Origin of the sequence: Gimesia sp. (genome assembly GCF_048260065.1) — a bacterium.
GTDB lineage: Bacteria > Planctomycetota > Planctomycetia > Planctomycetales > Planctomycetaceae > Gimesia.
On the sequence record NZ_JBLXHC010000010.1, the window covers coordinates 99886 to 119266 of the forward strand.

A 19381-nucleotide genomic window follows, 5' to 3' on the forward strand; every position below is an offset into this window, starting at 1 on the left:
GTCGGGTTTCATTAAGTTCGCATTAAATAGTTAAGAACTAAAAATATTGAAACCCATTGTCAGGCTGTTAGGTAGAATACAGAAAGGGAGAGCATCGTGCTATAAAATAGCCTGAATACAGGAGATCTGTGGCAGACTGATCTTGCAAAACGGTCTCTGGGGACGTTAGGCTATAAGTAGATTTTTTCCTGCCACTAATTACCTGCCTCAGTCTGAACGTGTGCAATCAACGCGCTCACCACTTTCGATCCCAGGCCACTCGAAAGAAACCAACCTGAGTCCCCCGCCCGAAGGTTTTTTATAAATGCGAATGATTGAATCAACATCCCGGCTCTCAAAACTCAAGACTCTGAAAAGTGTCTGCATCGCAGCCTGCGGTCTGAGCCTGGTGATTTGTCTCTCCGCTGCACACGGTGCCCCGCTGAGCCTGGAGAAATCGGAAAAGCAATTCAAGTCTCAGGTAAAACAGTTCATTACAAAGTACTGCCTTGACTGCCACACAGGAGAGGAAGCCGAGGCTGGTCTCGCGTTGGAAAAATATCAGTCCCGCGACAGCATTCTGGAACAACGCGAAGCATGGGAAAAAATTGTGAAGCGCATCCAGATTCAATCGATGCCTCCTAAAGATGCGGGCGTTCTGCCAACAGACAAGGAACGGGAAGACGTTCTGGCCTGGTTTGACGATGCTTTGTATGGAGTGGACTGCACCGGCGAGATCGATCCGGGCCGCGTCACTGTTCGTCGACTGAACCGCAGCGAGTATAACAATACAATTCGCGATCTGATTGGCATTGATTTCGAACCAGCGGAAAACTTCCCCTCCGACGATGTGGGTTATGGTTTCGATAATATTGGGGATGTGCTGACACTGCCTCCCCTGTTGATGGAAAAATATCTGGATGCTGCAGAAGAGATCTCTGAGAAAGCCATTTTTGCGAACACTCCCGACAGCTATCCCTGGCAGAAGCTTTCGCAGAAGAACTATGACAAAGAAGGCGCTGTCACCATCAGAAAGAATGGTGCCGGCTTTCATTCTCGCGGTACCCTGTCAGGGAAAATTGAAATCAAACAGGCCGGGAAATATGACTTCCAGATCGTTGCCGGCTCGACTCCCGCAGGTACCGAACCAGCTAAAATGGAAGTCAAGCTGGACGGCAAACTGCTGAAAACGTTCGATGTCAAAGAGGACAGGAACTCTCCCGGTACGTTCACCATGCCCCAGGCAGTTCCACTGTCTAAGGGAAAACATATCCTGACCATTACGTTCCTGAACGACTTTTATGATCCTAAAGGGCCTCCCAATAAACGGGACCGGAACCTGTATGTGAATGAAGTCGCATTCAAGGGGCCGTTAGGGCAACTGCCGTCGGACCTGCCGGCCTCGCATCATAAAATCATCACCTGCACACCAGGCAGCGGTCGCTCGGTCCACTTTTGTGCCGAGAAGATTATCCGCGAATTTGCCACACAGGCATTTCGGCGTCCGGTCGCCCGGGAAGAAGTAGCTCCCATCGTAGATCTGGTCGAAGCACGCGTGAAGTCGGGCCGCACCTTCGAGCAGGGTATCCAGGTAGGCGTCCAGGCGATTCTGGTTTCTCCCCATTTTCTGTTTCGGATTGAAGGCCTGCAGGATCCAGGTAGCAAAACCGACAGTAAGACAATCGCTCAATACGAAATTGCTTCCCGACTCTCTTACTTCCTGTGGAGCAGCATGCCCGATCAGACCCTGTTCGATCTGGCAGCCCAGGGACGACTGCATGATCGCCGTACGCTGCAGGTGCAGGTCAAACGCATGCTGGAAGATCCCAAGTCGGAAGCATTCGTCAAAAACTTTGCCGGCCAGTGGCTGAATCTGCGCAACCTGGATGACCTGACCCCCGATCCGCGAAAATTCCGCGTATTTAATACGCAGTTGAAAGCTGACATGCGTCGTGAGACGGAAGAGTTTTTCAGCTACATCATGAAAGAAGATCGAAGTGTGATTGAATTCATCAACGCCGATTACACGTTCATGAATGAAAATCTGGCGAAGTTTTACGGTAACGACAAAATCAAAGGGGAAGAATTCCAGAAAGTCAGCCTCGATAAATCGAAGCGGGCGGGTCTGATCACCCAGGCAAGTATCCTGACTTTGACTTCCAACCCGGGCAGGACTTCTCCTGTGAAACGGGGTAAATGGATCATGGAAAACATTCTGGGCACACCTCCCCCTGCTCCGCCGCCAAATGTTCCTGAGCTGGAAGAAGTTGCCGGCGCAAAACCAAATGCCACATTACGCGAACAGCTGGCGTTGCATCGTAAAATCGCCGGTTGTGCCGCCTGTCACGATCAGATGGATCCTCTCGGACTGGGTTTCGAAAACTTCGATGCCATTGGTCGCTGGAGAGACAAGGAAGGAAAGCATAAAATCGATTCTTCTGGTCAATTACCCAGTGGTCAGACTTTTAAGAGTCCCGTAGAATTAATTGGGATTCTGGAAGAGCAGAAACAGGGGTTTTGCCGATCTTTAGCAGAGAAGATGCTAACTTACGCCATTGGTCGTGGTGTCGAATACTATGACAAGTGTGCGCTGGATGAAATCACCAACAACTTTACTACCAGAGGATATCGCTTTTCGGCGCTCGTCACCGAAATTGTCACAAGCGATCCCTTCCTGAAACGCCAATGAGGTTCTCACAATGACTAATTTCCTGAAACGCCGCACCTTCCTGCAGGGACTTGGAACAACGATGGCACTGCCATTGCTGGACATCATGCAGCCTCAGCTGAATCTGGCTGCCGCTGCTCCTGCTGGAGCGAAAGCGCCGATCAGAACCGCTTTCATCTTTTTCCCGAACGGGGTGATTGGTCCTTCCTGGTATCCTACCTCCGCAGGTCAGAACTATGAGTTGCCGAAAACCCTGAAACCACTGGAAGGTCTGAAGTCGGACATCAATGTGATTTCCGGGTTAGCCCAGATCAATGCCCGCGCACTCGGCGACGGTGCCGGCGACCATGCCCGTTGTGCTTCCGTGTATCTCACCAGTGTGCATCCGACAAAAACCAGCGGTGCCGATATTAAAGCGGGAGTCTCTGTTGACCAGGTAGCCGCACAGCAGGTCGGTCATCTGACACGTCTGCCTTCACTGGAACTGGGTCTGACACGCGGCCGAAACGCCGGGCAATGCGATTCTGGTTACAGTTGTGCGTACTCATCCAATATCTCCTGGCGAAGTCCTTCTACTCCGACATCAAAAGAGATCGTCCCCAAACTGGCATTCGAACGCCTGTTTGGTGGTGGAGCCGAACGGGAAAAACAACGTGCCCGTCACCTGAAAGACCGCCAGAGTATTCTGGACCTGGTCAAGCACGATGCCGATCAGTTGAAGAAACAACTGGGGCGCAATGACCAGCGCAAAATTGACGAATACTTCACCAGCGTCCGCGAAATCGAACAGCGGATTGAACGCAGTACCCATCAGGAAAAAATCAAGCCACCGGAAATGCAACTGCCGGATGGTATTCCCAGCGAGTTCCAGGAACACATCCGCCTGATGTACGACCTGATGGTTCTTGCCTTCCAGACCGATACCACTCGTATCGCCACGTTTATGGTGGGCAATGCCGGCAGCAACCTGACCTTCCCGATGGTCGGCGTGAACTCAGGCCACCACGAACTGTCGCACCATCGCAATGATGAGAAGAAGATGGCCGACATTCAGAAAATTGATGAGTACCTGACTTCACAGTTTGCCTACTTCCTGAAACGTCTGAAAGAGACACCGGAAGGGAACAGCAATCTGCTGGATAACTCGATGATCTGTTATGGAAGTGCCATCGGTGATGGTAACCGCCATAGCCACCATGACCTGCCGATTATTCTGGCTGGTAAAGGTGGTGGCACAATCAAGACCGGTTTCCATCATCAGGTTAAAACGGAAACCCCCTTGAGTAACCTGTACGTCTCCATGCTGGATCGGGCCGGAGCCCCGGTCGAGTCATTTGGCGACAGCACAGGTCGCCTGTCTATCATTGATTCCTGATATAGGTTAATCATCTCGACTGCCATAAGATTCAGGCTGCTGACCGCATCAGGTGAGCAGCCTGATTGCATTTGAGATTCATATAGACACAGTTTTCTATCTGACCTACCATGCCCGGCAATCAGCGTCTGCTTTACTGTACTTACCCTCTCCTGAACGTGCACCTGGTATGGAAACCTCACTGCATCGTCAATTGAAATCATTCTATGCACCGAACAGCGAGTGTGAAGAAATCACGCTGGGTTCCTACCGGATTGATGCCATCGACGGTGACCGACTGATTGAAATTCAGCATGGCTCCCTGGGAGCAATTCGCGACAAGGTCCGCTGCCTGCTGGAAGACTATGATGTGCACGTCGTGAAGCCAATCGCGATCCGAAAATATCTGATCAAACGTCAGAAGAAGAATGGCGAACCGATTTCGGCCCGCTTCAGTCCCCGTCGTGGCTCGGTGTTTGATCTTTTTGAAGACATGGTGCATTTTTCCAATGTGTTCCCGCATCCACGCCTGACGCTGGAAGTCGCATTGACGATCCAGGAAGAACATCGGATCGCACGCAAGCCCCGCCGCTGGAAAGGGAAAGACTACCGGGTGACCGATCGAGTTCTGCGATCCGTCGAGGAACAGATTGAACTCAACACAGCGGCTGACCTGCTCAAGCTGATCCCGGGAAAGCTCCCTGCTCCCTTTCAGACCAAAGATCTGGCCAAAGCAGCTGGTATCCCCCGCTGGCTGGCACAGAAGATGGCATACTGCCTGCGTAACACCGGCGCAATTAAACTGGTCGGGAAAGAGAAGAACGCATTGCTGTACGAAGTTGAAGAGGAGAATCAGGCAGCCGCCTGAGAGAAAAAGGGAAACTCCCGAAATAGAAAATTGTGAGCTTCAATCACAATAAATTTGACTACCAACCAACTTACTCATAATCCGTACAGAGCCATCAAGTCCTAGGCTGCCGCTGACACTTACTGGCCATTTTTTTCGGCAGTCAAAACAACCCAAGTCGCCATCCGTATTGGCACAAGCGGTGATTTCGGGAGTTTCCTCATTTAATTTCTACAGCGTTCCGAAACAAAATCTGTTTCAAACCAGAATCAAACAGATCCGCGCAATCAAGATGCAAAGTGTCCACAGATAATTACGATCGGGGACCGAATACCGGGTGTAACAAAGATCTCATTGCGAAGAGTGGTTTCAACATCGTTGATGGTGTTGACTCAGTTCACTTTAAAGAACCAATCTTGCCACGATGTTGTCTATTCAGGTTGTGACTGGAAACAGTCCAAGTCGGAATGGCAAAAGTTAAATTCAAAAACAGACTGAAACGTTAAAGCCAAAGGGTTTGAATCAAATGAAATTCAGTTCAAATCACTTCAACGAACCAGAGCTAATTCTCAGATTAACTTTTCCAGGCTGAGAGTCAACATAGATGCCACGAAAAAGCGCACGAAAAAAAAATTCGTTTTTTTCAGCGGTGATAACTTACCGAAGATTGACTTTCGCATTGAAAATGCAGTCAGAAAAGTCCGTCATTTTTTCGTTGTTTTCAGCGAAAAACGGTCGCGGTCTTTGAGATTAATTCAGCAATTTTTACCGCGATTTTTACAGCACACCCTTGGAGGAAGGAACTCCCTGTTGACGTGGATCAATGGTAACCGCCTGCCGAAGCGCCCGCGCCGTTCCTTTAAACAGTCCCTCTGAAATGTGGTGACTGTTACTGCCGTGATGAAGCACCTGGTGCAGGTTTAACAAACCATTCGAGGCAAACGCCTGCCAGAATTCCCGCACGAGTTCTGTATCGAACTGACCAATTTTTTCGGTTGGAAACTGAACGTCAAACACAAACCAGGAGCGACCGCTCAAGTCAAGTGCCGTCGTGACCAGCGTCTCTTCCATCGGCAGTGTAATGGAGCCATAGCGGGTGATTCCTTTTTTATCCCCCACCGCTTCACAGAGTGTTTTTCCCAGACAGATGCCAACGTCTTCCACTGTGTGGTGATAGTCGACCTCCAGATCGCCGTTGGCTTTGACCGTTAAATCAAATAGAGCATGACGTGCCAGCAGAGTCAGCATGTGGTCAAAAAAACCGACGCCGGTCTGAATATCCGACTGGCCACTGCCATCCAGTTCCAGCGACAACTCAATCTGCGTTTCTGCGGTATCACGTTTAATCGATGCTTTGCGGCTCATTTCAGAGAACTCATTTAATAAAGGTCAACTTGTTGATTTCTATAATCTTACAGCCCGGATCGGGTTTCTCAAAAATGCTTCGCTGCGACAGGTCGACTTGGTGTCAATTCGCAGAGATGCTGTCGGCCTGAATTGCATAACCGTTTCAATCGCGCCTGTGAGAATGTCAAACTGTGCACGATATAACAGTGATTCAGCCAATCTCTTTCAACGCATTGAGAACGGTCTGTACTTCGTCGTCGGTCCCGACCGTGATCCTTAAGCCATCCAGCACGCCATCAGTCAGACCAAACTTCATGTAGCGTACAAGGATCTTACGACGTTTTAATTCCTGATAGCGACGCTCATGCTCTTTATCAGGATGCGTGCACCAGACAAAATTGGTCTGGCTGTCTACCGTATCAAAACCGAGTTGATTCAGTTCTGCAATCAACCGGACCCGGGTCGCCTGGATCTTTTTCGTGTTGGCCTGCATCCACTCCTGGTCTTTGATCGCAGCCAGTGCAGCGGCCAGTGAGAGGGTATTGCAGTTGTAGCTGTCTTTGACTTTCTGCATGCCCTGAATGAGATCCGGGTGCGCAACTGCAAATCCAAACCGGATCCCTGCCAGGCTGTACGACTTGCTGAAGGTACGCGTCACAATGATCCGTTTGCCGGCTTCAGACTGCAGCAACTCTCCCTTGTGTGGCTGATCGCAAAAATCGCCGTACGCTTCATCAAGTACCAGCACGCCTTGTGGGGGAACCAGCGAAATAATCTCCTCGTCCGACCAGCGGTTTCCGGACGGTGCATTCGGATTTGGCGTAAACAGAATTTTACTCTTGGCTGAAACTTCCTGTGCCTGCGAGACGGGCCAGCTCCAGTCGGGGTTCAACTGAATCTTCTGAAAGCGCGCCCCCTGAATTTCCGCCAGAGTTTCGTAGAGCGTATAGCTGGGATAAGGAGCAGAAACCAGATCGCCGGCATCCGCGAATGTTCTCATCAGAATGGTTAATACTTCATCACTGCCATTGCCAGGCAGAATCCAGTCGGGTTCCACCTGAAACAGGTCAGCGGCGACTTTGCGAAACTCTGTCGCCAGCGGATCGGGATAGATGTTCAACCGACCTGACAGCGCCCGTTCCACCGCTTCTTTCACATGCGGCGAAGGAGGATAGGGATTCTCATTGGTATTCAGCTTGACCCAGCCGGACTCCTGCGGCTGCTCACCGGGTGTGTAGCCGGTCATTTGCTCTACCTGGGGACGAAACAGACTCATGATAATGCAAATCTCAATTCGTTTATGTAAGTGGTAAGAAAATCTGAACGTGCGGAGACACTCAGGATCGGACCTGAATACAGACAACTTCGTTCAGACTGGAGTTCTCAAAAAAATAAAAGAAGTCTCAGAAAGTCGATTTATTGCACTTCCTGTTCACACATTAAACAGGAAGTGACAGATATCGCCGTCTTTCATCACATACTCTTTGCCTTCCACGCGAAGCTTGCCTGCTTCCCGGATTGCTTTTTCCGTGTGGTACTGCTCCAGGTCAGAAACGGAAAAGATTTCCGCACGGATAAAACCCCGCTCAAAATCGGTATGAATGACTCCCGCAGCCTGTGGCCCAGTGGCACCAATAGGAATCGTCCAGGCACGGATTTCAATCTTGCCGGCGGTGAAGTAACTCTGCAGACCGAGCGTGTGGTAGGCGGCGCGGGCTACAACCGCCAGCGCTGGTTCTTCCAGCCCGACACTTTCCAGCATTTCCTTCTGGTCTGCTTCATCCAGTTCGGCAATTTCCGCTTCCAGCCGTCCACAGACAACGACCACTTCGCCCCCCTCTTCGGCAGCGCGCTCACGGACTCGCTGTACCAGTTCGCCTTCTCCCTGAATGTCATCCTCATCGACATTCGCCAGATAGAGGACCGGCTTGGCAGTCAGGAACTGGTAGCCTTTGAATATTTTCTGCTGATCCGGATTATCAAATGTCAGACCGCGTAATGGTTTTTCTTCTGCCAGGCGGGCGGCACAGACTTCGAGCACGGCCAATCGTGATTTCGCTTCCGCATTTCCCGATCGGGCGGTTTTGGCGGCTTTCTGTTTTGCGGATTCAACAGTCTGCATGTCAGCCAGCATCAGTTCGATATCGATGGTTTCAATATCACTGATCGGGTCCACTTTCCCCTCAACATGGATCACGTCGCCGTTTTCAAAACAGCGCACCACGTGCAGAATGGCATCCACATTGCGGATATGCGACAGGAACTTGTTGCCGAGCCCTTCACCTTCCGAGGCTCCTCGCACGATCCCTGCAATATCGACCAGTCTTAAAATGGCGGGGATCACTTTATCGGTAGGGATATACTGATGAATAATCTCCAGCCGCGGATCTGGCACATTGACGATCCCCACATTGGGCTCAATTGTACAGAACGGATAGTTTTCGCTGGCGATTCCCGCAGCAGTTAACGCATTAAATAACGTGGATTTACCTACATTCGGCAGGCCTACAATTCCGGCTTCCATGGTTCTTTTCAGTAATTAAATGATGTTGAAATATTTTATCCGGCAGTCGATCCGCACTTTTCTTCAAGATATTCCCCGGATTCCGGCCCATCATAGCGAAGTCCCGAATCAAAAGGAATTGATCGGTCAGAAGGTTCTCAGCCTGTTACTTTTCCCTTTCTGATGAATTCAGCCCGGGAACGACCAACAGAGGCCCCACAGCGTCAGTATAAATCTAAGACAAGTTAAAATATTACTACCTTTCCCTGAGGGGGGTAGTTAAACTGGAATCTGGAAAAATACATACAAAAATCGATTTATATCTGTAACGATTACTGAGTCATCAACACTTTGACGAGTAGGCTATGCGACCCATTCTGCACCTTTTGACCTGCATCCTGATCTTACTGGTCAGCCTGAAGGATTGCCCGGCAGAGGCTCCCGAATCTGTAAAACCGAACATTCTACTCGTCATCACCGATGATCAGGGGTACGGAGATATTGCCGCCCACGGCAACCAGATGATCAAAACACCAAATCTGGACCAACTGTATCAGAAGAGTCTGCGACTGACGAATTTTCACGTCGATCCTACCTGCGCTCCAACGCGGTCTGCGCTGATGACGGGACGCTATTCCACACGAACCGGTGTCTGGCACACAATCATGGGCCGTTCACTGATGGATACAAATGAAGTCACCCTGGCGGAAGTCTTCAAAAGCAACGGCTATCGCACCGGCCTCTTTGGGAAATGGCATCTGGGCGATAATTACCCCTTGCGTCCCCAGGACCAGGGATTTGATACGGTCGTCCAGCATGGCGGCGGAGGGGTCGGACAGACCCCCGATTACTGGCAGAACGATTATTTCGACGACACTTATCTGCGTAATGGAAAGCCGGAAAAGTTTCAGGGCTATTGCACTGACATCTGGTTTGATGAAACGCTGAAGTTTATTGAAGCAGACAGAACAAAACCATTTTTCGCTTATCTTTCTACCAATGCGCCTCATAGCCCTTATCTGGTCGATCCTAAATACAGCGATCCGTATGAGGAGAAAGAAGTTCCAAAACAAATGGCGGCCTTTTATGGCATGATTACCAATATCGATGAAAATATGGGACGCCTGCTCCGCTACCTGAAAGATTCCGGTCTGGAAAAAAATACCATATTGATATTCATGACCGACAATGGCACCGCGGCAGGACTGCAGCGTCCGAAGCCTAAAGACCTGAGTAAAAAACAGCAGAGACGACTCTCCAAAGGGAAACCCATCACACTGGAAACCTGGCCGGGATTCAATGCCGGCATGCGGGGAACAAAAGGTTCGGAATATGAGGGTGGACACCGCGTCCCCTGTTATATTCACTGGCCCGCGGGAGGATTGACGGGGGGAAAGAATATCAACCAGTTAACCGCACATATCGATATTCTTCCCACGCTGGCAGAGTTGTGTGACTTGACGATTTCCAGTGAACTCAAGCTGGACGGTACAAGTCTTGTTCCCATATTAAACGGAAACAAAGACGCTCTACGAAACAGAACCCTGATTGTTCATTCTCAGCGGATTGAATCACCGGAAAAATGGCGCAAGTCATCGGTCATGGCGGAACGCTGGAGATTGGTCAATGAAAAGGAACTCTACGATATCCAGAACGATCCTGGCCAGACAAAAAATGTCGCCGCAGAATATGCAGGTGTCGTGAAATACCTTTCGGCCGAATATGAAAAATGGTGGAGCAGTTTGACTCCGGTTTTCAATCGTTACGTCGCGATCGGTATCGGTTCCCGTTTTGAGAACCCATCACACCTGACCTGCCACGACTGGCATGCGCCCATTGAGCAGGTTCCCTGGAATCATCAGTTGATTGCCAAAAATCCTGTTGCAAACGGCTTCTGGATTGTGGACGTGATTGAGCCAGGCACGTATGAAATCACCCTACGCTCTCGTCCGGAGTCAGCCCGTCAGCCTTTGAAAAAAGGAACGGCTCGGATTCAGATTGGTGATGTGAAACGGGAACAGGCGGTCGCAGAAGGCGATCTGTCGACGACATTTCAAGTCGACCTGATGCGCGGCCAGAAAAAATTGCAGACATGGCTGGATGAAGGGAATGGCGTGTCCCGTGGTGCCTTCTTCGTAGAGATTTTGCGGAAAGATTAAGACGGCGACCTTTCCTCAGACCCCGAACGCTTAAGCAGACTGCGCCTGCGCAATTCCAATGCGAGCCTGGATGCGGTCTGTCTCAATGAGTTGTTGCAAACGACGCTGATTCTCTTCCAGCTGATCCCGGGAATTCTCCCGATGCCAGATATGAAATACAGCCGCCGCGAAGCGGGCATCTTTGTGGCAGACTCCATTTCTGATCAATCGCAGTACCAGATCGGAGTCTTCCATTCCCCAGCCCGTATAATCTTCATCAAATCCATTGATCGCCAGTAAATCCTGTTTCCACGCCGACAGATTACAGGTTTTAGCTCCTTCCCACTGCCGGGCCAGCCGATGTCGATACCAGCCCCCCAGTGGAATTTGGAATAAAGGTAGCAGACGGTTAATCTGCTTGCGTCGACGCGCCTGGAACCAGTCTCCCCAGGACCAGTTGGTGACAGGAATCTTCTGCTCAAGCAGTTCACGGGAGAAACCTTCGGAAAGCAGAACCCGATTCCCGGACAGGAACCAGCCAGTTTCAGCAAGCCGTTCATGCGACTCTAAAAACCAGGGCGCCGGAATACAGTCACCATCGGTAAATACCAGATAGTCTGCCTCAGAAGCCTGAATCGCCCGGTTGCGAATCGCTCCGGCACGAAAGCCTTCGTCAGCATGCCAGACATGCTTGACGGGAAACGGTGCCTGACTGCGAAACTGGTCGATCACTTCGCGCGTCTCTGCAGTCGAACCATCATCGGCGATAATCAATTCATCCGGGGGACGAATCTGCGATAAATACCCGACAAGCACTGCCTCCAGCGCAGCAGGCCAGTTATATGTCGTGATGATGACTGCAATGCCCGGCATGAACTGATCAGACTTCCTTCTGATTCGCTTTATTAATGACCATCAGTTTCAGATAGCGGTAATAAGTTCCTTCTGCATTGGAAATAGCCAGCATGAAACCTTCTTTTCCATCCAGGAAACCAGCTCTGAGGAAGTATGTGCGGATGAACGTCCACATTCCATGCATGACAGCTTTACAGAGTCCTGCCTGCTGTTTCTCTTCTGCCAGCATTTTTGCGCTGGCAGTCGAATAGGAATTCATTGTGTTGAGAATCTGCTCCAGCGTGAGTAACGACTCATGGATAATTGGCTCCTTGAGTTTTCCGGTTTTGCCTGACACGATAATCCGCTCGTGCACCAGATCGTCGCTGAAGCTGGCTTTTCCCCGTCGAAAGAGGCGTACCACCCGGTCAGGCCACCAGCCACTATGTTTCATATACCGTCCACAGTAATTCGAGCGGCGAGGCATGGTGTAGGCGTCAAAGCGGGCTGGCATTTGAATGATGCGTTTGATCTCAGTCTGCAGGTCGTACGAAATGCGTTCATCGGCATCGATGGAGAGCACCCAGTCTTTCGTTGCATACTCCAGAGCACGATTTTTCTGTGGACCAAATCCAGGCCAGTCCGTTTCATAGACTTTGTCGGTGTATTCGCGGCAGATGCTGACCGTCTGATCGGTGCTGCCGGAATCAAGGACGATGATTTCATCAGCCCAGGCAACCGACGCAAGACACTCGCGAATGGATGATTCTTCGTTTTTGACAATGACAATAATCGATAACGACATAAAGCTGACTTTGATGCTACTGACGAACGGGCCACGTTTCACAGGAGAGTCGAACAATTTTCAAGATTGTCAACCGTGCGCGTTCCTGTTAAAAGAAAATACCTGACTGTCTCAGGTTATTATGATCTATTGACTTGTTTACTGAAAGATTGCCGAGAGTTTGGCAGGAATTTACTGTCTCGAAAAGAGCAATCGTCAAAATCATGAAAAGCTGCATTGAAATTGTCTGATTCCCATCCTCAAGCAGGTCCCTGTTTCCAACTCTTCGATCGCAGTACCACTTATACGACAATTCGCTGCCTGAAAGAAGAAGACTTACGTTCCGTATGGCTGCTGGAATTACCAGGACGTGGTTTGACGACACTCAAACGCTGGCCGGTCACCTGGCCACTCCGCTGGAAAACATTCTTCAGACAGTCTCAGCCTGACCGCCAACTGACGGGCGCCTGGAAACTACTCAAGGCAGGCGTCAATACTCCACAACCAGCAACCCCCGTTTATCGGGCAGGTTCTTTTTATCAACTGGAAATGCCTTTTATTGAAGGCTCGACAGCCTACGACCTGCTGAAATCAGAACTCCCTGAATCGTCTGACTTGTTATACGAACTCGCCAGGGAACTGGGAAAGATTGTCCGTCGCATCGCGGAGGCAGGCTTACGCCATCGCGATCTGAAACTGGAAAATGTCGTAGTGAAAGTATCCCATCGAGATTCGACCCCGCTCTCACTCTGGTTGATTGACCCCGTGGGAATCCGCAGCAGTTTCTCGCTCGCTGATTCACTGGTCTGCATGCTGGATCGACTGGCAATTCAACCATTAAATGATGGAGTTACAGTCCCCCTTTCTCTTCAGATCATCTGTATACAGGCTGCTCTGGGGCAAATGGCCGGTAATGAGCGACGACATTTTTTTCAATTGTTAAGAAAAAGCCTGATCACCTCGCGATCCAAGTCGCAGGCCGACTGATTGACCTTGCCCTGATTGGCGAAACATCTTAAAAGCACGGATCGTTTCGCTCCCGGCTTTATCCTGCTGTCTTTGCATGTAAGACACCTATTTTTCAGGTCTGACATGAATCAATCCTCTCAAAATCCACTGTTTTTCAAATCCCCCCTGGTGGAAGAATCGTGTGGTGTCCTCTGGCTGAAACGCGCCTTGATTCTCTGGGCGGTCTTATGGATCGCCGTCAGTGTCAAATTCGTTTTGCAACCTGAGAAAAAATCTGTTTATCCCTGCTTTGCCGACTCGTCCATCAACTGGTGGGCTGATCGGAATTTGTATGATAATGAAGAGTACAAAACGGGATTTCGCTACAGCCCCACGTTTGCGCTGGCGTTTTCTATTTTTGCTGTCTTGCCTGCCTCACTGGGAGGCATACTCTGGACAGCCTTGAATATTTCGTTACTGGTGCTCGCGCTACGATTACTGGTGAAAGAGATCTTCCCCGGTGACTGGTCCCGGTTTCAGGAAGCCGGTTTTCTGATCCTCAGTCTGGCAGGCTGTACGCGGGCGATCTGGTCTGCACAAAGCAACTCTCTGGTCTTCGCGCTGGCAGTGTTTGCGGTTGTTTCACTGAAAAAAGAGCGCTGGTGGAGTGCCGCCTTCCTGCTGGCTGCTGCTGTTCATATTAAGCTCTGGCCTGCGGCGCTGGCATTACTGTTGATGGCCCGTTTTCCCTGGAAACTTTCGCCCCGTTTTGCAGCCGCATGTGCATTTCTGGTGATCCCTCCCTTTTTAACACGTCCTCTGCCTGTAGTACTTCAGCAATATCAGAACTGGTATGGATTACTGACCGGCCCTTACCGCACGCTCAGACAAGGCGGCCTGCGCGATGCCTATACCATTGCCGAACAGTTCGGGACCTATGTGGATGATCGTGTTTACACACTGCTGCAGCTGGGGATGGCGGGTCTGGCCCTGCTCTGGTGCATCAGGCTGGCGAAAATATCTGATTCCATGCAAACTTATTTCACGGGTGTGCTCACAACCTGGGTCTGCTGGCAGTTGCTGGTCGGACCGGGAACCGAGCGGCTGACATTTCTCCTGGCTGCACCTGTCGCCAGTTGGGCACTGATTGTCAGCTTTAAGGAACAGTGTCACCGGACGCTGGCAGTAGCCGCATGGTTAATGCTGATTCCCCTGGGGACTGGCGGCGTCGAACGTTTATTGCTGCCTGTTGCTTCCTGGTCACCCGCCATCCTGCCACTGGGAATTATCCCTCTGATGGTCTGGCAGATCGTCTATGTAGAAACACATGCCCGCGAGGATGAGCTGCCGGCAGGACAGCAGACAGACTTACTGATCGAACAGAAAACAGCACGGGCAGCATAAGCCGGTTTAAGCTGCTTTTTGCTGCTCTCGATTCAGGAGCGAAACGACTGCCTGGAAGACCTGATCCGCGCCAAGATCTTTCATACAACGATGGTGCCCCAGAGGACAGACCCGCTGTTGACAGGGGCCACAATCCAGATCCAGTTGCACAGGCAGGCTGCGATCATAAAACGTTTCGCTCCACATCTGATGCGTCGGACCAAAGAGAGTCACAGCAGGCACCTGGAACGGTGCGGCAAAGTGCCTCGGCCCTGAATCGGTGGTGACCAATAGTTCGGCCTGTTGAATCGCAGCCTTGGTGAGCCCCAGATGCAGAGGTTCTGCTGCCAGCGACGTGACAAAGGGATTGTCGGCCTGTGCTACAATCTGCAGCGCTTCCTGCTTTTCGGCGGGGCCGCAAACAACCAGAACCGAGCGTTTCAGTTCGGTCGTAATCCGTTGCGCCAGTGATGCAAAATGCGCAGTCGGCCAGTGTTTCGCTGCGCCAAATGCTCCCCCTGGATTCAGACAGATCAAGGGACGGCTTTTAAATTCAGCCGTCTGTTTATTCCAGAATGCAGTCCAGCGACTGCGATCTTTGTCTGTGATGGCCAGTTCCATCGTTCGAGAGAAACCAGGAGCAGCTTCACTCTCAGACAGATCTCTTCCCGAGACAACTGCGGCGATTCGCAGATATTCATCAATGGCGGGATGTGGTTTCTGTCGGTCACCCGCGGTCAGCACATCGGTTAATAACCAGCTTCGGTGATCTCGATTGATTCCCACTCGTCTGTGAATTCCAGCTAAAAATGCGAGGCTGGCACTGCGAAATGAATTGGGAAACAGGACCGCCAGATCAAAGCGCTCTTTCCTGAGCTGTCGCAGAAAACGAAACTGAGAAATCAGCTTCTCTCCGCTTTTCCAGGAAATGGATCGATCGACGAGAGTCAGTCCGTCCAGCACGTCAGCCACATAAGGTCTTTGTATGGAGACGATTTCTGCTTCCGAAAATTCTTCTCGAATGACCCGCAGCGCAGGAGTCGCCATTACGGCGTCTCCAATCCAGTTCGGTAAAAAGACTGCAATTTTCATCCGGCTTTTCGTTTTGGCAGTTCAATGGGGAAGTTGTTCACGGTCGAGATGCTATCACTTTCCTGGCTGCTGCGTATGATGCCGAGTACGTGAGTGGTTGAGATACCCGGAGTAATCCCCAGTGCTTTCACTTCACCGCCATATGATTCGACAATTTCCCAGCCTACGATCTCTTCCTTCTGATATGTGCCCCCTTTGACCAGCAGATCCGGCTTCAGAACGCTGATGAGTTCACAAGGAGTCGATTCATCGAAGATGACTACATAATCAATTCCTTCCAGAGCAGCCAGCATGGAAGCACGGTGGTCCTGGCCGAAAATGGGACGGTCCGGACCTTTATTCAGAGAGCGGACACTGTTATCGCTGTTGACGGCAACAATCAGGCAATCCCCTTCTGCTGCAGCCTGCTCAAGATAAGAGACATGTCCAACATGCATCACATCAAAACAGCCATTCGTCAAAACGACTTTCTGCCCCAGCTTCTGGCGGGCAACCACATGTCGCTGCAATTCTTCCAGCGGCAATATTTTTTCGCTGGTCACCCGAGATCCCATCAGGAGATCGGCGAGCATCTCTTCGCGACTGATCGTGACCACGCCAATCTGCTCGACTTCCAGACCACCGGCAACATTGGCCAGTCGTGCCAGATCATCAGGAGCAATACCGGCGGCACAGCCGACACCAATCGTAGCGAGCACCATATCGCCGGCACCGGTGATGTCATAGACTTCGCGTTTGCGGGTCGGCAGTAACTCGCTTGTCCCATCTGACAGTGTCAAAGCGATACCATCACTGTCCAGAGTGACAAAGACGAAATCAAGACACAATTCCAGGCACAGCTGCCTGCCTGCCCGAAATGCATCTTCCCTGTTTTTCACATCGAAACCCACAGCACGAGATGTTTCGAGCCGATTGGGGGTAATGGCGGTCGCACCAGAATACATCAGGTAATCTCGTCCCGGACAAGGATCGACAATCACGGGCACATTCGCTGTACGGGCCGCTTTGATGATCGTCGATAAGATTTCAGGAGTGCAGACACCTTTTGCGTAATCACTGACCAGAATCGCCTGTTGCTCCGGGATCAAAGGCAGAATGGTATTGAGTAGCGTTTCAGAAGTTGCCTGATCAAGTGGCGTATTCACTTCACGATCGACTCTCAGAATCTGATGAGGATGCCTCTGTTGTGCTCTCCCCATAAAACGCTGTTTTACGGTAGTGGGTCGACTCGGATCTGCAATGACAGCAGAACAGTTCACGCCACATTCTTCGAGCGCCTCTTTGATCACGCTCCCATCAGGGTCAATGCCTGTGACGCCGGCCATGGTCACTTCTGCTTCCAGACCGATCAGCATGTTGGCAACATTCGCTGCGCCTCCCAGTCGAACTTCTTGAGTATCCTCACGTAACAGGATAACGGGAGCTTCCTGACTGATGCGTTCAGCATTTCCCCAGGTATAGCGATCCAGAATCAGATCGCCGAGCACCATGACTTTAGGATGGCCTAATTTTTGAATGGTGTTGATTAAATGATATGACATGAATGCGGGTGTTTCAGATGTTGATTTAAGTCCAGTTCTGTAAATGCAATCTGCTGCTGCCACAGGCGGCGGAATCATCTTCACAACACGGTTTTGAGTCAATGCCGATTTTGTGAAGCTGGGGTATTTATCAACACGGGAGACAAAGATTATCTGCCTGCGAGAATACGAACTTCAATCGCCGTATTTTCTTTCTGAAGTTTGACTTACCGGAGCCTGGCCCTATTTGCCAAACTGCAGTTCCAGCAGCATCTCTTTGACTGCTGTCATGGGAATTTCATCCCGCTCAATTTTTTTTGATGAGCAGATAAACACAGGAGCTTCTGCCTCTTCTTTCCCGGGAAGCGGTAAGCGGCCATGGCTTCCTTTGACGAGAGTCGCATCGAGACTGGTCAGATCCATATAGTATCGAAAGCCGAGGATCTTTCTGGCCAGCCGATTCGCAATACGTAGTTTCGGGAACCTGATGGCTGGATCAATAAACAGTTCGACCGGGTCATAACCGGGTTTGCGGTGAATATCGACCGTGCGGGCATAATCGGGTGCCAGCACATCATCCAGCCAGAAATAATAGGTAAACCAGGCCCCCGGAGCAGCGATTACCACCAGTTCTCCCGAGCGTTCGTGATCGATGCCAAACCCAGCCTGTTGACTCCGATCGAGAACCATTTCAACACCATCAGTTTTTTCCAGCAGTGCTTTGACAGCAGAAATTTTTTCAGGCTGTTGCACGTATACGTGAGCAATCTGGTGATCGGCAACGGCGAATGCCTCCGAGGCACCGCAGTCCATGGTTTCCCAGCCTAAAGCTTCTTTTCTGACTTTCAGCCACCCCTGCTCTCTGAGAATACGATTGAGATGAACTGGTCTGGATACGTCGGTGATAGCATATTCGGAGAGGACTACAATCTCTGCACCTGCTGCCTGTCCTGCTTCAATCAGTCGACCTGCTTCCTGATCGATTTCACGTATATCCCGGTCGATGGCAGGATCACTGACTCCCAGACGCTGCAGGTTGTAATCTAGATGAGGCAGATAGACTAAAGTGAGATTTGGTTTTTTCTCCTGAAACACCTTAATCGAAGAATCAACAATCCAGCGGGAACTGGTGATATCTGCGCCGGGTCCCCAGAAACGTAACAGTGGGAATACCCCCAGTTCTGATTGCAATTCATCTTTCAGACCTTCCGGCTGGCTATAGGAATCAAAGACTTTTCGGCCATCCGCGGGATAACTGGGCCTGGGAGTCACAGACCACTCCACCGGCGCATACATGTTATACCACCAGAACATTTTCGCCGTGGTATAAGCAGGATCGCGACGCTTTGCGGTTTCAAAGATTTTTTCCCCCTGGACAAGTCTGTTTGACTGTTTCCAGAACATGACCTCAGCAAGATCCCGGTCATACCAGCCATTAGCGACGATCCCATGCTCTCGTGGCATCAACCCCGTCAACAGAGTGGATTGGGCAGAACAGGTCACGGCCGGCAGTACCGTTCCCATCGATCTGGAAAATCCCTGATTTGCCAGTTTCGTTAAATGAGGTGTGCGATCTCCCAGCATCTCGCTGGTGAGACCTACCACATTGATTACCATCAGCGGTTTAGTCATGAATCTCTTATTTTACAGAAGGCATTTATTTTAAAACACTTATGACCAATTGAGTAATTAGTCTATTGCGAGATCACTTAAAAAGAAAGCAGGAATTCAGACCGAAAGACTGGCTCTCCATGTTTCTGAATTTTGAAAATTTATTTTCGAGATAGACAGTTAGAAATCACGAACCCAATCGTTCGAATCTTAACGAGGCGAATGACATACACTCAGTATACATAAAGACACAACACTTACTATCGCCAATATAAATTCACTAAAATCAGGCCTGCTGATACTCTCTCACGAACTTAATTTCAGATTTCAAAGTTTTATCAAATAACGACTTAGTAACTTAAACTGAACTGAA

The 19381-nt window shown here is 50.4% G+C and carries 14 protein-coding genes; 6 read left to right on the plus strand and 8 right to left on the minus strand.

The features are described 5' to 3' along the window. Positions 1-304: 304 nt before the first annotated feature. The 3 genes from ACN0YN_RS18760 to ACN0YN_RS18770 all read left to right on the plus strand — a co-directional run bounded on the left by ACN0YN_RS18760 (position 305) and on the right by ACN0YN_RS18770 (position 4869). The gene (locus tag ACN0YN_RS18760; protein WP_417386536.1) at positions 305-2668 is read left to right on the plus strand and encodes a DUF1592 domain-containing protein; all 2364 of its coding nucleotides are present in this window, start codon (positions 305-307) and stop codon (positions 2666-2668) included. A 10-nt stretch (positions 2669-2678) separates the two neighbouring features. Beyond that, entirely contained in the window at positions 2679-4022 is a 1344-nt protein-coding gene (locus tag ACN0YN_RS18765; protein WP_417386537.1) for a DUF1552 domain-containing protein, read from the plus strand. A 169-nt stretch (positions 4023-4191) separates the two neighbouring features. After that, complete coding sequence (locus ACN0YN_RS18770) at positions 4192-4869, plus strand: hypothetical protein (protein WP_417386538.1); 678 nt, start codon at positions 4192-4194, stop codon at positions 4867-4869. 756 nt (positions 4870-5625) lie between these two features. Here ACN0YN_RS18770 and hisB read toward each other — a convergent pair. From hisB to ychF, 3 genes are all read right to left on the minus strand, one after another. Further along, positions 5626-6213: an imidazoleglycerol-phosphate dehydratase HisB gene (gene hisB / locus ACN0YN_RS18775; RefSeq protein WP_417386539.1), complete on the minus strand. Its 588-nt coding sequence runs from the start codon at positions 6211-6213 to the stop codon at positions 5626-5628. Between the two features lie 193 nt (positions 6214-6406). Continuing rightward, a complete protein-coding gene (hisC, locus tag ACN0YN_RS18780; protein ID WP_417386540.1) occupies positions 6407-7471 on the minus strand; it encodes a histidinol-phosphate transaminase in 1065 nt (354 codons plus the stop codon). A 156-nt stretch (positions 7472-7627) separates the two neighbouring features. Beyond that, positions 7628-8719 (minus strand): redox-regulated ATPase YchF, encoded by a 1092-nt coding sequence (ychF, locus tag ACN0YN_RS18785; RefSeq protein WP_417386541.1) that lies wholly within the window; start codon positions 8717-8719, stop codon positions 7628-7630. A 344-nt stretch (positions 8720-9063) separates the two neighbouring features. On the opposite strand from ychF, the gene ACN0YN_RS18790 reads away from it, so the two are divergent. Further along, positions 9064-10857, plus strand: coding sequence for an arylsulfatase (locus ACN0YN_RS18790; RefSeq protein ID WP_417386542.1), 1794 nt, complete (start codon positions 9064-9066; stop codon positions 10855-10857). Positions 10858-10887: 30 nt separating this feature from the next. Here the strand turns inward: ACN0YN_RS18790 and ACN0YN_RS18795 are convergent, their stop codons facing one another. Together ACN0YN_RS18795 and ACN0YN_RS18800 are read right to left on the minus strand one after the other, a co-directional pair. Then, positions 10888-11709 (minus strand): glycosyltransferase family 2 protein, encoded by an 822-nt coding sequence (locus ACN0YN_RS18795; RefSeq protein ID WP_417386543.1) that lies wholly within the window; start codon positions 11707-11709, stop codon positions 10888-10890. Positions 11710-11716: 7 nt separating this feature from the next. After that, positions 11717-12475, minus strand: coding sequence for a glycosyltransferase family 2 protein (locus ACN0YN_RS18800; RefSeq protein WP_417386544.1), 759 nt, complete (start codon positions 12473-12475; stop codon positions 11717-11719). Between the two features lie 216 nt (positions 12476-12691). On the opposite strand from ACN0YN_RS18800, the gene ACN0YN_RS18805 reads away from it, so the two are divergent. Next, the gene (locus ACN0YN_RS18805; protein WP_417386545.1) at positions 12692-13441 is read left to right on the plus strand and encodes a hypothetical protein; all 750 of its coding nucleotides are present in this window, start codon (positions 12692-12694) and stop codon (positions 13439-13441) included. A 105-nt stretch (positions 13442-13546) separates the two neighbouring features. After that, entirely contained in the window at positions 13547-14806 is a 1260-nt protein-coding gene (locus tag ACN0YN_RS18810) for a glycosyltransferase family 87 protein (protein ID WP_417386546.1), read from the plus strand. 6 nt (positions 14807-14812) lie between these two features. Here the strand turns inward: ACN0YN_RS18810 and waaF are convergent, their stop codons facing one another. From waaF to ACN0YN_RS18825, 3 genes are all read right to left on the minus strand, one after another. Beyond that, positions 14813-15877 carry a lipopolysaccharide heptosyltransferase II gene (gene waaF / locus ACN0YN_RS18815; protein ID WP_417386547.1) on the minus strand — a complete coding sequence of 355 codons (1065 nt, stop codon included), beginning with the start codon at positions 15875-15877 and terminating at the stop codon, positions 14813-14815. After that, positions 15874-17418 carry a PfkB family carbohydrate kinase gene (locus ACN0YN_RS18820; protein ID WP_417386548.1) on the minus strand — a complete coding sequence of 515 codons (1545 nt, stop codon included), beginning with the start codon at positions 17416-17418 and terminating at the stop codon, positions 15874-15876. Before ACN0YN_RS18820 ends, waaF begins: the two co-directional genes overlap by 4 nt. Positions 17419-17640: 222 nt before the next feature. Further along, on the minus strand, positions 17641-19029 hold the full coding sequence (locus ACN0YN_RS18825; protein ID WP_417386549.1) for an alkaline phosphatase family protein: 1389 nt from the start codon (positions 19027-19029) through the stop codon (positions 17641-17643). Between the last annotated feature and the right edge of the window lie 352 nt (positions 19030-19381).

Coding starts and splice junctions, on each gene's coding strand:
- ACN0YN_RS18760 (WP_417386536.1), top strand. CDS start 305: ATGCGAATGATTGAATCAACATCCCGGCTCTCAAAACTCAAGACTCTG.
- ACN0YN_RS18765 (WP_417386537.1), top strand. CDS start 2,679: ATGACTAATTTCCTGAAACGCCGCACCTTCCTGCAGGGACTTGGAACA.
- ACN0YN_RS18770 (WP_417386538.1), top strand. CDS start 4,192: ATGGAAACCTCACTGCATCGTCAATTGAAATCATTCTATGCACCGAAC.
- hisB (WP_417386539.1), bottom strand. CDS start 6,213: ATGAGCCGCAAAGCATCGATTAAACGTGATACCGCAGAAACGCAGATT.
- hisC (WP_417386540.1), bottom strand. CDS start 7,471: ATGAGTCTGTTTCGTCCCCAGGTAGAGCAAATGACCGGCTACACACCC.
- ychF (WP_417386541.1), bottom strand. CDS start 8,719: ATGGAAGCCGGAATTGTAGGCCTGCCGAATGTAGGTAAATCCACGTTA.
- ACN0YN_RS18790 (WP_417386542.1), top strand. CDS start 9,064: ATGCGACCCATTCTGCACCTTTTGACCTGCATCCTGATCTTACTGGTC.
- ACN0YN_RS18795 (WP_417386543.1), bottom strand. CDS start 11,709: ATGCCGGGCATTGCAGTCATCATCACGACATATAACTGGCCTGCTGCG.
- ACN0YN_RS18800 (WP_417386544.1), bottom strand. CDS start 12,475: ATGTCGTTATCGATTATTGTCATTGTCAAAAACGAAGAATCATCCATT.
- ACN0YN_RS18810 (WP_417386546.1), top strand. CDS start 13,547: ATGAATCAATCCTCTCAAAATCCACTGTTTTTCAAATCCCCCCTGGTG.
- waaF (WP_417386547.1), bottom strand. CDS start 15,877: ATGAAAATTGCAGTCTTTTTACCGAACTGGATTGGAGACGCCGTAATG.
- ACN0YN_RS18820 (WP_417386548.1), bottom strand. CDS start 17,418: ATGTCATATCATTTAATCAACACCATTCAAAAATTAGGCCATCCTAAA.
- ACN0YN_RS18825 (WP_417386549.1), bottom strand. CDS start 19,029: ATGACTAAACCGCTGATGGTAATCAATGTGGTAGGTCTCACCAGCGAG.